Genomic DNA, 13433 nt, shown 5'->3' with positions numbered 1-13433 from the left:
GCACTACTCCTGCGACCCGTACCAGACTCCATTGCGATAGACTGGGCCCCTCTTGTTCAATCAGAGCAATCTCATCATAGGGGGATCAGGATCATGATGCGGCTCCTTGGGGCATGGCTTCTTGGGATGGCGCTGGTATCGCCGGCCTTTGCCGAGCCGGAGTGGACGGTGATCGAGACGGGGCGAGCGGGATTCCACTGGTCGTTCTCACTGAAAGTGAATCTCGAGCGGGTCCCCCCCGGCGGCGTGATCGCAAACGAAACGCGATGGTCCGAGCCGCCGGCGAGCGGCAGCGCGATCTGGTACTTCGCGGGGGCGGACGGGCGAACTGCTCACATCTTCGTCATCTTCCAGGAATTCAGCAAGCCCGCCTCCCGGGTGGTGGAGATAGAGCGCCGTCCCATTCTTCTCACCCTCGACCAGGAAGACACGGCGTCCTTGACCTTGTTCCCCCTGCATGCGAGGGCGGTGACCTTGAAGCTGAAACGCAATCCGGATCAGACGCTGTCGGTGTCCGTGCCGCCGAAGTGAGGCCAGGGCGTCAAGCTTTCGTGATGCGAAGCCCGCGCAGCTCGCGCGCCACGTCACGAGGGCTTGACAGCACACGTCCGGCCGGAGTTGACTGAACGTGACGGGAGTGGAGGCGCCACCTCCGGTCTTGACGCTCACAATCGGGGAGGTGTCATGGAGAAGACTCCGCCTGGCTCAACAGGGCGCCATCGGGCGCGGTGAGCTCCTGATGGTGCGCAGCGTCGCGTAGCACATCACGAGAGAGCCCGGCTCGCGCCGGGTCATGCCGCAGGCGTGGGCCTGTGCGCAACATGCCGAGCCCGGAGGCGGTACACCGGTTCCGCCTCCGGGCTCTCTACGTCTCGAGCGGCCGTCCACGAACCGCGAGGCTCTGGTTCTTGTAGGCGGGGTCGTTCGTGACTTCCCTCCCGAGCCAGTCCGGCGGAACGAAGCGCCGACTTTCCTCGGGTGACGCGAACTCGCACTCCGCCGTGACGAGGCCGGCCAGCTCCCCGTGGTAGACGTCGAGCTCCATGATCGCTCCGGCATGGCGGATCTCGTACCTCGTCTTCTCGATTCTTCGTCCGGCGGTGGCCTCCCACAAGGTATCGAACTGGGCCGCGGTGAGCTCGACCTCGAGCTCGGACCGGATTTCCCCCCGACCCATCTTGACCGCTTCGAAATGCTTCAGCCCTTTTCTTCTCAGTCTCACCTCGCCCCCGTCCGCGCCCAGCACGACATAGCCCTGCACGATGCGCTCATGGGGATACCGATCCATCGCCTCCGGCAGGGAGGTCACGAGGAACTTCCTCTCGATCTCGACGCTCATCGGTCCGCCCCCGTGGTCAGCACCTCCGGCTGGATGGGCAGTGAGATCACACGCACGCCGAGCGGTTGCACGGCGTCGGCCACGGCGTTGGCAATGGCGGCGGGAGCGCCGATGGTGCCGCCCTCGCCCATGCCCTTGTGGCCGCCGGGGGTGAGGGGGGAGGGCGTTTCCAGGTGGCCCAGCGTGAAGAGCGGAAGATCGGCCGCCGTGGGCAAGGCGTAGTCCATCAAGCTGCCCGTCAAGAGCTGCCCCGACTCGTCGTAGACGAGCCGCTCGCCCAGCGCCTCGCCGATTCCCTGGGCCAGCGCGCCGTGAATCTGGCCCTCGACGATGACGGGATTGATGACCGGGCCGCAATCCTCGACGACGATGTAGCGGTGGAGCACGACGCGCCCGGTCTCGGCGTCGACCTCCACGGAGGCGACATGGACGGCGCCCGAGAACGTCGGTCCGGGCGGATCGAACTCTTCCGTCACCGCGAGCGTCCCCTCGCCGGCCGCGCCGGCGACCTCGGCCACCGTCACGCCGCGGTCGGGCACGCCTCGGACGGTCACCCGACCGTGGCGAAGCTCGAGATCAGCGGGATTTGCTTCCAGGAGCGCTCCCGCCCGATCGAGCACCTTCTGGCGGAGCGAGACGGCCGCGGCGCCGGCCGCGCCCCGCTGGACCACCGCCCCTCGGCTCGCGAAGGTGCCGCTGCCTGCCGGCGTCGTGTCGGTGTCCGGCTGGCTGACCACCACGCTCTCGAGCGGCACGCCGAGCTCGTCGGCCACGATCTGGGCCACCGTGGTGGCGTGTCCCTGTCCCTGAGACGGCATGGTCAGGCGGCAATGCACGGCGCCGTCCCGCTCGATGGAGACGCGCGCCGCCTCGTGGCCGGGCACCTCGCTCATGCCGCGGCTCCGAAAGGTCGCCGAGCCCATGCTCGTGTACTCCGTGTAGCAGGAAATCCCCACGCCGCGGAGACGCCCGCGCGCGCGTCCATGTTCCCGCTCGCGCTTCAGGCCCTCGTAGTCGGCCAGCTCCAGAGCCATCTCGAGCGCCTTCGGGTAGTCACCGCTGTCATAGAGAAAGCCCGCCGCCGACCTGAAGGGGTAGGCGTCGCGCGGGACCAGGTTGCGGCGTCGGATCTCGGCCGGGTCGAGGCGGAGCCGCTCCGCCAGAAGATCGAGGGTGCGCTCCATCACGAAGGCGCCCATGGTCATCCCCACGCCGCGGTAGGCGCCCAGGGGCGGCTTGTTGGTCGCCACGCCCATGGCTTCCCACTCGTAGGCCGGCGTGCGGTAGGGCCCGGGAATGATCCCGGCAATGCCGAGCGGCTCGAGAGCGGCGGTCAGCGGATAGACGTGATATGCGCCGTTGTCAGAGACGACACGGGCGCGCAGAGCCAGAAGCATGCCACGCGCATCCGCGGCCGCCTCGAGGTCCACGCGCCCCTCACGGGCCTGAGAGGCGCAGGCCAGGTTCTCCCGGCGTGTCTCGATCCACTTGACGGGACGCCCGGTCACCCAGGCGAGGGCAGCCACGGCGAGATCCTCGGAGAGCACGTGCATCTTCTGGCCGAAGCCACCACCCGTATCGGGCACGATCACCCGGACCTGATCCTCACGCACGCCGAACGCGCGAGCAAGGGCCGCGCGATAGATGTGCGGCGCCTGGGTGCCCGTCCAGACGGTGAGCCGCTCGCCCGCCCACGAGGCGATGAGGCCGCGGGGCTCGAGCGGCGCCGCCGAGCAGCGTCCATGGCTGAATCGCTCTTCCAGCACGACGTGCGCTCGCGCGAAAGCTCCCTCGACGTCGCCGTGACGATAGTCGCGATGGAACAGAATATTTCCAGGGACGCTTTCATGGACGAGGGGCGCGTTCGCCGCGAGCGCCGACCCTGCATCAACAACCGCGGGCAGGGGCTGGCAATCCACTGCCACGAGCTCGGCCGCGTCCACGGCCTGGCCCGGGCTTACCGCGCAGACCGTCGCGATCGGCTCGCCGACGAAGCGAAGCCGATCCACCGCGAGAGCCGGGCACCGGGTAGGCCAGAACCCTCCGCCTTCCAGTCGCGGGGCGAGCGGGCTCACCCACTCCACCAGATCATGCGCGGTGAGAACGGCAACCACCCCGGGCGTCCCTCGGGCGAGACCCACCTCGGCGTGGCGGAGCACGGCATGCGCATGGGCGCTGCGCACGAAGGCCGCGTGAAGCAATCCCGGGATCTGGAGGTCGTCGAGGTACGCGCCCCGCCCGGTCAGGAAGCGCGGATCCTCGACGCGCTTGACGCGCGCGCCGGTGAGGCGAGGGGCCGTGCTCAGCGCGGCACCGTGGCCGAGCTCACGCGCCGACCTGAGCCGTCAGGGCTTGGCGACCCGCGGCAAGACTTCGCCGGCCAGGAGCTCGAGCTGCTCTGTCCCCCAGTTGAGCGGGTTGAGCACGATGTGCTCGCAGCCGCCCAGAGAGGCAACCTTGGCGCGGATCCTCTCGGCCACCGGCTCGGCCTCGCCCAGAAGGTAGTATTCCTGCCAGTAGGGCAAGTCCATGCCCGAGTAGACTTCGAAGTGGGGCGCCGCCACCTCGGGCTTCTCGCCCTTCTTCAGCACGTACACAAAATTCGAATAGACCTTCGTCATGTCGTCGGGCTTTCGGCCCAGCCCCACCATGAAGCGTTGGATTTTGTCCCAGTCGTCCTTGACCATGTCGGCCGTGGCGGAGGAGTGAGGCACCCAGGTCTTGGCGTATTTGGCGATCCGCATGAGCACGGGATCGATGTTCGTCACGGTCTGGCCGTACACCTTCTCGAAGGGCTGACTGCCGCCGCCGATCCAGATCGGCGGGTGCGGCTTCTGGGCCGGCTTGGGATCGATGGTCAGGTTCTTGACCTGGTAGTACTTGCCGGCATACGTGACGTTGTCGCCGGCCCAGAGCGCCGTCACGAGCTCCAGCATCTCGTCCATGCGGCGCCCCCGCTCCTTGTGCGGGATGCCCATGAGCCCGAACTCCTCCTCGTGCCAGCCCACCCCGACCCCGAGGATGCTGCGGCCGCCCGACAGGAGATCGAGGGTCGCCCATTCCTTGGCGAAGTAGGCGGGATTGCGCAAAGGCAGCACCAGCACCATGGTGCCGAGCTTGATGGTGCGCGTCACGCCCGCCAGCGCGGAGAGGAGCGCCACGGGCTCGAGCCAGGTGCAGGCATAGGCGGGCGGGGTCTGCAGCAGGTGATCGATGCTGACCGCGGAATCGAAGCCCAGGTCCTCGGCCCGCCGGAGATAGGCGCCCATCTCGGCCAGGGTCGTCGTCTGGGGCCCGAGCGCGAAGCTCGGGATGCGGAGTCCGAATTTCATCTCAACCCGTCCTCTTTCTTGGCCTCGTCGACGGTCAGGCCTCCCACGCGAGGGTGAGGCCGGCCTCCATCCGTGACGACGAGGGCGACGAGAATCTCGTTGGCGCGCGGAGCGTCCCCCAGGCGCACCTCCATCGCGTCGAAATGAGTCCGGACGAAGGCCGCGTCCTTGTAGTGCAGCGGCACGTCGATGGTCGCGCCGGGCCCGCCAAGTTTCTTCGTCGACGGGATGATGGCCTGGCCCCCGCCCACCGCTGCGCGAAAGGGAGCGCCCAGGGTAGGGTGAAGGATGGCGGCGGCGTGCTCGTATTCGCCCTGCTCGCCGACGATGGCGGCCTTGCCGTAGGAATGGGCGGGCGCGCCGAGGGCGGCCACGGCCCGGCGGCCGAGGAGATCGCCCAGCTCCTCGCCGGTCTTGACGAGCTCCTGCAGGTCCTCCACGAAGCGTCCGGCGAAGGGGTTCTCGATCACCGCGATGGCCGCGACCTTCTTGATGGGCCTGGCCGCCTTCTTCCCGCCGTCCTCGTAGATCTCCTCCACCACGGTCAGCAGCTTCCGGATATGCATAATCTTTCTCCTTGTCTCAGCACTCGCCTCGCCGCTGATCCACTCAGCCCTCGCCTCAGGGCTTCGCCCTTCAGCTCGAACTGCGGCCTGCGCGCTCCACTCAGCCCTCGTCTCGCGATGGCCGCTGGCCGCCACTCACCTCGAATCAACTCAGCTCTCGTCTCGCGGCGGCCATCGGCCACCGCTCAACTCGAAATGCGGGGCAGCGGCTCAGCTCGAAAGTCTAGTGTCCTCCTCCCGAGGGGCCGTGCCCTTTGATCACCTCGGCGGCGCGGGCGGCCGGCGGCGTATTACGGCTGCGCCCTATCCTGATCTGTCCGTCGATGAGGGCCATCGAGATGCCGAAGAGGTCGCCGGCTTTGAGCGCCTCGAGGGCCGTCTTGCCCACCGATCCCACGGGCGCGTCCACGATGCAGAGATCCGCCTCGCGGCCGGTGGCGATGACCCCGACGGGCAGATTGTAGACGCGCGCCGTATTCCCGGTGGCCATGCAGATCGCGATCTCCGCGCTCACCCCGCCCAGCGAGACGAGATGTGCGATCACGCGGACGATGCCCAGGGGCACCACGCCCGTTCCCGACGGGGCGTCATTGCCGATGATGATGCGGTGAAGCGCCTTGGCCTCGGTGGCCCGCTCCAGCGTGTGCAGCGCCGTCTTGCCATTGCCACAGTGGACGATCTCAAGCGCCATGTTTGTCGCCACCAGCGAGTCGATCTCGCGCTCGCTCATGGAGGTCGTGCCGCCATTGATATGACCGACGACGTGAGGATCCGCCTCGAGCACGACCTCGGCGCTGATGGGGTTCGAGCCCGCGATGGACGGCCCCCCCGTGTGAATGGTCACGGTCATGCCGTGCTTCTTGGCCCAGCGGACCATGGGCGCCGCGTCCTTGCCGGTCTTGACCGAGCCGAGGCCGATCTCGCCGACCAGCTTGACGCCGTGCTTGGCCATCTCGGCGAAGTCCGCCTCGACCAGGCCGAGCTCGAGAATGGGCGCCCCGCCGTGGACCTTGACCCCGGCCGGCCGAAGATTGGCGTAGGCCTTGGCGGCCACCACGGCGAGGGCCTTGAGGCCCACGATGTCCTTGGGTCGCCCCGGGAGATGCACCTCGCCGGCCGAGATCATGGTGGTGATTCCGCCGTTGAGCCCGGACTCGATGAAGTCCATGGTTCGCTGACGCGGGGTGAAGTCGCCGAAGACGGGGTGACAGTGCGAATCGATGAGCCCGGGGATCACCGCGCTGCCCTTGGCGTCGATGACGGTGTCGGCCTGATCTTCGAGCCCCTTCCCCACGGCGGCGATCCGGCCGTCGGCGATGGCGATGCTGTCGCCCTCGAGGAGCGGGCGCGCGATGTCGCCGGAGACGATCACGCCGATATTCTTGATCAGCGTCTTCATGCGAGCTCCCTAAACGGTGAGGTACGCGCGGCGGACGACTTCGTCTTCCATCAACCGCGCCATGGGCCCTTCCCACCGGATCTGGCCCTTCTCGATGATGTAGGCCCGATCGGCCAGCCGGGCCGCGAACTTGAGATTCTGCTCGGAGAGCACGATGGTCAAGCCCTCCCGCTTGAGCGCGGCGATCTGCTGGCCGAGGGCCTGGACGATGACGGGGGCCAGCCCCTCCGACGGCTCGTCGAGGAGGAGGATGCGCGGATGGCCCATGAGGGTGCGCGCGACGGTGAGCATCTGCTGCTCTCCGCCCGAGAGGCTTCCCCCTCGCCGCGCCGCCATCCGTCCGAGGGCGGGGAATTGCTCATAGACGCGATCGACGCTCTGCCCTCCCGCGCTCCGGGCCCCGACCAGGAGATTCTCTTCCACGCTGAGATCGCTGAAGATGCGCCGGTCTTCCGGCACCCAGCCCACACCCAATCTGGCGATCTCGTGGGTCGGCAATCCCCTCAGTTCTCGGCCGTCGAGACGCACCGAGCCGCCGATGACATCCACCAAGCCCATGGTGGCCTTGAGCGTGGTGGACTTGCCGGCGCCATTGCGTCCGAGGAGCGACACCACCTCGCCCTCGCGCGCCTCGAGAGAGACGCCGTGAAGCACGCGTGAAGGTCCGTAGGCCGCCTCGACGCCGTCAAGCGTCAGCACGGGCGCGTCTCATTCGCTATCCCCCAGATACACGCGCTGGACCTCCGGGTCGGCCCTCACCTCGTCGGGGCTGCCTTCGGCGATGACCCGACCCTGGTGCAGCACCATGATACGGTCGGCCACGGAGAAGACCACGTCCATGTCGTGCTCGGTGAAGAGCACGGTGAGGGAGCGCGCGCGCGCGATTCGCTCGGTGAGCGCCATCAGGGCGCCGCGCTCGGCCGGAGCCATGCCGGCTGTCGGCTCGTCGAGCAGCAGCACATCGGGCTCATTGGCCAGGGCCATGGCGAGCTCGAGCTTCTTGAGATCACCGTAGGCGAGCACCCCCGCCGGCCTGTCCGCCTGCCCCTCGAGCCCGACCTGAGCCAGAAGCGTCCGCGCCGCTCCCACCTCGAGCCGGGCCGCCCGGCTCAGGAGCGCATAGGTCTCGTGACGGTGAGACTACAGGGCGACCTGGATGTTCTCGAGCGCGGTCAGCGACGAGAAGGTCGCGGTGATCTGGAAGGTACGGCTCACGCCGCGGCGCCATACCGCATGAGGGGGAAGGCCGGAGAGAAGCTCGCCCTTGAAGCGCACCTCGCCCGCGTCGGCCCGAAGCTGGCCCGTCAGCATATTGAAAAAGGTGGTCTTGCCCGCGCCGTTCGGGCCGATGAGAGCCCGGACCTCGCCGCGCGGCATCGCCAGGTCCACCGCGGCCACCGCCTGGACCCCGCCGAAGGCCTTCGAGAGCCCCCGCGTCTCGAGGACGGGCCCGGTCGCCAGCGAGTCCGTCATCATGGACGCCTCGGGCGAAGCGCGCCGGCGATGCCGCGGGGAAAAGCCAGGACCAGGAGGATGAGGATGCCGCCCAGCACGAACTGCCAGTAATCGGTGTAGCGGGTGATCACGGTGTCCAGGAGCTTGTACACGGCAGCGCCGATCAGCGGACCCGAGGGCGAGCCCACCCCGCCCAGCAGGACCATGACGAGAGGCTGCACCGACATGGGCGTCTCGGTGTAGACGGGAAAGACGCTTCCCTTGAGGAAGACAAAGACGGCGCCGCCGAGGCCGGCCACGAACCCCGCCACGATGAACGCCGTCCACTGCAGCAGCCGGACATTGATGCCCACGGCCTCGGCGCGCCGGGCATGGTCGCGCACCGCCCGCAGGGAGAGGCCGAACGGCGAACCGGCGACCACGCGGAGCAGGATCACTCCCCCCAGGGTCGCGGCCAGCGACCAGTAATAGTAGCGCATGGGAGAGGCGAGCCATGTGGGGGGCCAGACGGAGAGTACGCCGTTGTCGCCCCCCGTGACCTCGTCCCACTGATGGACGACGGCGTAGACGATCTGGGCGAACGCGAGGGTGAGCATGGCGAAGTAGATGCTCGTGAGCCGGACGCAGAAGTAGCCGAAGACGACGGCGGCCAGCGCCGCCACCAGGGGGGCCGCGAGAAAGGCCAGCGGCATGGGCCAGCTCGCGAGCTTGAGGAGGAGAGCGGCCGCGTAGGCGCCGATCCCGAAATACGCGGCATGCCCGAACGAGACCATGCCGCCCAGGCCCATGAGCAGGTGGAGGCTCGCCGCGAAGAGCACGAAGGCGAAGATCTCCACGACGAGCCACGCCCAGAAGGTCGGAAGCGCCCACGGCAGCGCCGCGAGCAGCAGGACTCCGGCCCCGAGCCATGCCTTGTTCCATGATCGGCCGGCGCGTGACGGCCTCACCTCGGCCACGGCGCCCCCCGCCGCGCGCAGCTGGATCTCCGGCCGCCCCAGGAGACCCCAGGGCCTCACGATCAGCACCACGGCCATGACGACGAAGATGAGCACGATGGAGATCTTGGGCAGCACGAGAACACCGAAGGCGTTGAGCACGCCGATGAGGAGCGAGGCGAGCAGCGCCCCCCACACCGATCCCATGCCCCCGATGACGACCACCACGAAGGCCTCGACGATGACGGTGGTGTCCATCACGGTGGTCAGGGCCAGCCGCGGCACCTGGAGCGCCCCCGCGAGTCCCGCCAGGAAGGAGCCGAGGATGAAGACGCCCGTGAAGAGGCGCGATTGATCCACGCCGAGGGCCGCGACCATCTCGCGGTCCTGGGTGGCGGCGCGGATCAGGACACCCCAGCGCGTGCGATGGAAAAGGCCCCAGAGCCCGAGGGCGACGAGGGGGCCGAAGACGATGACGGCGAGGTCATAGCTCGGGAAGAGCTGTCCGGCGATGGACACGGAGCCGCTCAGACCTGGGGCGGCGGGCCCCGTCTTGTTGTCGGCGCCCCAGAGATAGCGCACGGCATCCGCCACGATCAAGACGAGCGCGAAGGTCAGCAGGAGCTGGTAGAGCTCGGGCGCGCGGTAGACGCGGCGAAGGAGCAGCGCCTCCACGAGCCCGCCGAGCCCCGCGACGAGAAGCGCGGCAAGCAGCGCGGCGGCGTAAAAGGCGTTGGGCCCTAAGGGCAGGGCCGCCGTGAGCGAGTACGTGAGATAGGCCGCCAGCATGTAAAACGAGCCGTGGGCGAAGTTGACGATCCGGGTGACCCCGAAGATGAGCGACAGTCCAGACGCGATGAGGAAGAGGAACATCGCGTTGGCGAGACCGCTCAGCAACTGGACGAGGAGAAGCGGGAGAAGCGACACGGGCGGCTCCCCTCACCCCGCCCCTCTCCCCAGAGAGGAGAGGGAGTCAAGAAATCCTCTCCACAATCGGGGGAGAGGGCCGCACTTCGAGCCGAGGCTCGCCTCGAATGAGGCGAGGGCTGAGATCATGAGGGGGCGGTCTTCAGCTCACGAGCCCGGGCGGAGCTTCCTCACCTCGTCGTCGGAGGGCAGCACCTTCTCGCCGGGAATGTATTCGTGATTGACCATGACCCCCACGCCGCGCTGGCTATCGAGCTTGGTGGTGCCCACCCAGGCGCCCATGGTCGACTGGCCGTCCGAGGCCCGGAAGGTGATGGGGCCGATGGGAGTCTCGACCTTGAGGCCCTTGAAGGCCTGGACGAGCTTGGCCGTGTCGGTGCCGCCGGCCTTCTTGATCGCCTCCGCGATCGAGACGTAGGTGACGTAGCCGATGAGCGAGCCCAGCACCGGATGCTTGTCGCCCCGTTTGGTGTAGCGCGTCACCCAGTCCTGGTGCGCCGGGCTCTTGATGTCGTACCAGGGGTAGCCGGTCACGAGATTGCCTTCGGGCGCCTCGAGCTTGAGGGGGTCGATGTACTCTGGCTCGCCGAGCAGGATGCCCACCACGAACGTCTTCTGGAAGAGCCCCCGCTTCTGCGCCTCGCGCACGAAGGCCAGCCAGTCGCTGCCGAAGAGCGAGACGTAGAGGGCGTCGGGATTCTGGCTCATGATCGCCGTGACGAGCGGACCGGGTTCGATCTTGCCGAGGGTCGGCCAGTGCTCGCCCACCACCTGCACGTCCGGCTTCAGCTCTTTGAGCCGGTCACGGAAGGTCTCCCAGGCCCGCTTGCCGTACTCGTAGTTGGGGCCGATGGTCGCCCACTTCACGTACTTCATCTTGCTCGCCTTCTCGGCGAGCATGCGCCCCTGCTCGTAGGTATTGGGGCGGAGGCGGACGACGTAGTCGTGCCCCTTGGCCCAGGTGAGCGCTTCCGTCAGGGGCTCGGCGGCCACGAACATGGTCTTGTTCTGCTTGGCCCAGTCCGAGACGGCAAGCCCCACATTTGAGAGGAAGGTGCCCGCGATCAGGGCCACCTTCTCGGACTCGACGAGCTCCTGGGCATGCTTGACCGCCTCCGCGGGCTGCCCCTTGTCGTCGCGGAAGACGACCTCGAGCTTGCGCCCGAGGACGCCGCCCTTGGCATTGATCTCCTCCACGGCCATCTCGACGCCGGCGCGGTACGGCCCCGTGAACGGAGCGCCGATGCCGCTATAGGAGTTGATCTCGCCGATCTTGATGGGCGACTGGGCGGTCGCCGCGCCCGCGCAGAGGGCAAGGGCAAGAGCTGCGGTAGCCAAAAACCAGAGCCGTCGTGCTCGCATGGAGGCCTCCCCGGAGGTCGCGTTGCGCATGAGTAAAGCAGATGCGTTCGGATGTCGCAAGCACTGACCATGACCGAGCTATACGGTGCGGGTTCGGGGGTAGTGTCTCAGTTTGGAAACTGAGGCTCGGCAAGCTCCATGCCTAGCTGTGGCATACTCCGGCCGTGGCGAAGCTTCCAGAGAGGCCCCGAGACCTGACAGCTTGCCAAGCTCCCCTGCGGGTCACCCCGGCCATGGAAGCCGGGAAGGCGGATCACGTGTGGTCTCTGGAAGAGGTCGCCCGGCTAGTTGACTAGGAGCCATCATGTTGAATCTCGCTTTCGCGTATGCGCTTCTCGCCGGCGTGTCGATGGCCACATACATCATCGGGGCCCGGATGGCATCACCAGGCATTCATCCCGCACTCGGTACCGCGATAATCACTGGCATTGCCTTCCTCATAACCGCAATGGTGACGCTCTCGATCAGGGCCACCGGTACGCCCGTCGCCTTCTCCATGAAGGGGTTCTCTTTCATGGTCCTGGTAGGGGTGGCGACCGCCTGCGTAAACCTGTTCACGCTGTTGGCCTATGCGAGCGGACTCCGAGTGACGTCGTCGTTCGTGATCGGGGGTACATCGACGGTCTTGGTGCTGCTCGTTGGGTTTATGTTCTTGAAGGAACCCTTCACCTGGACGAAGCTATTCGCGATAGGGCTGATCGCAGCTGGCAGCTTCTTACTCAGATCAAACTGAGACACTACCGACCATGGCCGCGCATTGACGAGCCTGGTCCGGTCGTGGCAAGATACCCCCCATGCAGGCCGATGCGCGCGCACGCTCACGACAGGATTGGTGGTGGCCGCCGAACTAGGCGGCTTTCCGTGAGCTAGTCGCAGCGCGAATTCATCACGAGCCGCCTCCCCCCGGGCGGCTTCGTCGTCTCATGAGACCGCCGCCCCGCGAGAGGCTGGAGGAGCCATGAGACAGACTATCCTGACCGGCGATCGACCCACAGGCCCCCTGCATCTCGGGCACTACGCGGGCTCCCTGCTCGCCCGGATCGAGCTCCAGCGGGCGTACGACACCTATCTGCTCATCGCGGACCTGCAGGCCCTCACGGATCACGCCGACCAGCCCGAGCAGATCCATCTCAATATTCTCGAGATCGCCCTCGACTACCTCGCGGCCGGCATCGACCCCGAGGTCGCGACCATCGTGGTCCAGTCGGGAATACCCGAGCTGGCCGAGCTGACCGGCTATTTCCTGAACCTCGTCACCGTGGCCAGGCTCGAACGCAATCCGACCATCAAGGACGAGATCCGGCAAAAGGGCTTCGGCGGGGACATCCCGGCCGGCTTCCTCGTCTACCCCGTGAGCCAGGCCGCCGACATCGCCGGCTTCAAGGCGCACCTCGTGCCGGTCGGAGCGGACCAGCTGCCCATGATCGAGCAAACAGTGGAGATCGTGCGCCGCTTCAATCGCATCTACGGAGCCATCCTCGTCGAGCCCGAGGCCCTCGTGGGCCGGGTCTCCAGGCTGCCGGGCATCGACGGCCAGTCCAAGATGAGCAAGTCGCTCGGAAACGCCATCCATCTCTCGGACCCGCAGGATGTCGTGAGCCACAAGGTCATGCGCATGTATACCGATCCTCGCCACTTCCGGGTCGAAGACCCCGGCGAGATCGAAGGCAATGTGGTGTTCACCTACCTCGACGCCTTCGAGACCGACCGGGAGGCGCTCGAAGCGTTGAAGGAGCGCTACCGCGCGGGCGGGCTGGGAGACGTGGCCGTCAAGCATCACCTGATCGAGGTGCTCGAGCGTCTGCTCGCGCCCATCCGGGCCCGCCGACGAGAGCTCGCCCGCGACCCCGAGCGGGTGATGCGGATCCTCAGAGAGGGCACGGAGCGGGGCCGCGCCGTCGTGCGGCGGACAGTGTCGGAGGTGCGTTACGCCATGCATCTCGACTATGAGAGGGAGCCCAGGGCAGAGACCGAGCCGACGCAAGCGATCGAGCCCCCACGCCGATGAGGAGCGGCAGCACAACTTGCCCACAGGGCCTTGACAGGGCAACCGGCGACGGAGCAGTATCGCGCCAATCTCCCGGGGCGCGTTCATCGTCTCCCCGAGGCCAGGAAAGC

The 13433-nt window shown here is 67.4% G+C and carries 11 protein-coding genes and 1 pseudogene; 3 read left to right on the top strand and 9 right to left on the bottom strand.

Annotation, left to right across the window (positions count from 1 at the left end; genetic code table 11):
* The first annotated feature begins 93 nt into the window (after positions 1-93).
* The gene (locus VGT00_02195; protein ID HEV8530209.1) at positions 94-531 is read left to right on the top strand and encodes a hypothetical protein; all 438 of its coding nucleotides are present in this window, start codon (positions 94-96) and stop codon (positions 529-531) included.
* A gap of 334 nt (positions 532-865) precedes the next feature.
* Here VGT00_02195 and VGT00_02190 read toward each other — a convergent pair whose 3' ends face one another.
* The 9 genes and pseudogenes from VGT00_02190 to VGT00_02150 all read right to left on the bottom strand — a co-directional run bounded on the left by VGT00_02190 (position 866) and on the right by VGT00_02150 (position 11315).
* Complete coding sequence (locus tag VGT00_02190; GenBank protein HEV8530208.1) at positions 866-1339, bottom strand: CYTH domain-containing protein; 474 nt, start codon at positions 1337-1339, stop codon at positions 866-868.
* Positions 1336-3585 carry a xanthine dehydrogenase family protein molybdopterin-binding subunit gene (locus tag VGT00_02185; GenBank protein ID HEV8530207.1) on the bottom strand — a complete coding sequence of 750 codons (2250 nt, stop codon included), beginning with the start codon at positions 3583-3585 and terminating at the stop codon, positions 1336-1338. The genes VGT00_02190 and VGT00_02185 overlap by 4 nt, the downstream gene beginning before the upstream one ends.
* Positions 3586-3684: 99 nt before the next feature.
* Positions 3685-4671 (bottom strand): TIGR03619 family F420-dependent LLM class oxidoreductase, encoded by a 987-nt coding sequence (locus tag VGT00_02180; GenBank protein ID HEV8530206.1) that lies wholly within the window; start codon positions 4669-4671, stop codon positions 3685-3687.
* Positions 4668-5237, bottom strand: coding sequence for an amino acid synthesis family protein (locus VGT00_02175; GenBank protein ID HEV8530205.1), 570 nt, complete (start codon positions 5235-5237; stop codon positions 4668-4670). Before VGT00_02175 ends, VGT00_02180 begins: the two co-directional genes overlap by 4 nt.
* Positions 5238-5460: 223 nt before the next feature.
* Positions 5461-6636 carry an amidohydrolase family protein gene (locus VGT00_02170; GenBank protein ID HEV8530204.1) on the bottom strand — a complete coding sequence of 392 codons (1176 nt, stop codon included), beginning with the start codon at positions 6634-6636 and terminating at the stop codon, positions 5461-5463.
* Positions 6637-6645: 9 nt separating this feature from the next.
* Positions 6646-7335 (bottom strand): ABC transporter ATP-binding protein, encoded by a 690-nt coding sequence (locus VGT00_02165; protein HEV8530203.1) that lies wholly within the window; start codon positions 7333-7335, stop codon positions 6646-6648.
* A gap of 9 nt (positions 7336-7344) precedes the next feature.
* Positions 7345-8109, bottom strand: a pseudogene (locus VGT00_02160) (ABC transporter ATP-binding protein).
* Positions 8109-9953: an ABC transporter permease gene (locus tag VGT00_02155; GenBank protein HEV8530202.1), complete on the bottom strand. Its 1845-nt coding sequence runs from the start codon at positions 9951-9953 to the stop codon at positions 8109-8111. Before VGT00_02155 ends, VGT00_02160 begins: the two are co-directional and overlap by 1 nt.
* A 147-nt stretch (positions 9954-10100) precedes the next feature.
* Positions 10101-11315 carry an ABC transporter substrate-binding protein gene (locus VGT00_02150; GenBank protein HEV8530201.1) on the bottom strand — a complete coding sequence of 405 codons (1215 nt, stop codon included), beginning with the start codon at positions 11313-11315 and terminating at the stop codon, positions 10101-10103.
* 304 nt (positions 11316-11619) lie between these two features.
* Between VGT00_02150 and VGT00_02145 the strand changes: the two genes are divergently transcribed.
* Together VGT00_02145 and trpS are read left to right on the top strand one after the other, a co-directional pair.
* A complete protein-coding gene (locus tag VGT00_02145) occupies positions 11620-12048 on the top strand; it encodes an EamA family transporter (protein HEV8530200.1) in 429 nt (142 codons plus the stop codon).
* 225 nt (positions 12049-12273) lie between these two features.
* The gene (gene trpS / locus VGT00_02140; GenBank protein HEV8530199.1) at positions 12274-13323 is read left to right on the top strand and encodes a tryptophan--tRNA ligase; all 1050 of its coding nucleotides are present in this window, start codon (positions 12274-12276) and stop codon (positions 13321-13323) included.
* The last annotated feature ends 110 nt before the right edge of the window (positions 13324-13433 follow it).

It is taken from the genome of Candidatus Methylomirabilota bacterium (genome assembly GCA_036002485.1).
Classification (GTDB): Bacteria; Methylomirabilota; Methylomirabilia; order Rokubacteriales; family CSP1-6; genus AR37.
This window is presented reverse-complemented; position numbering and strand designations above follow the sequence as displayed.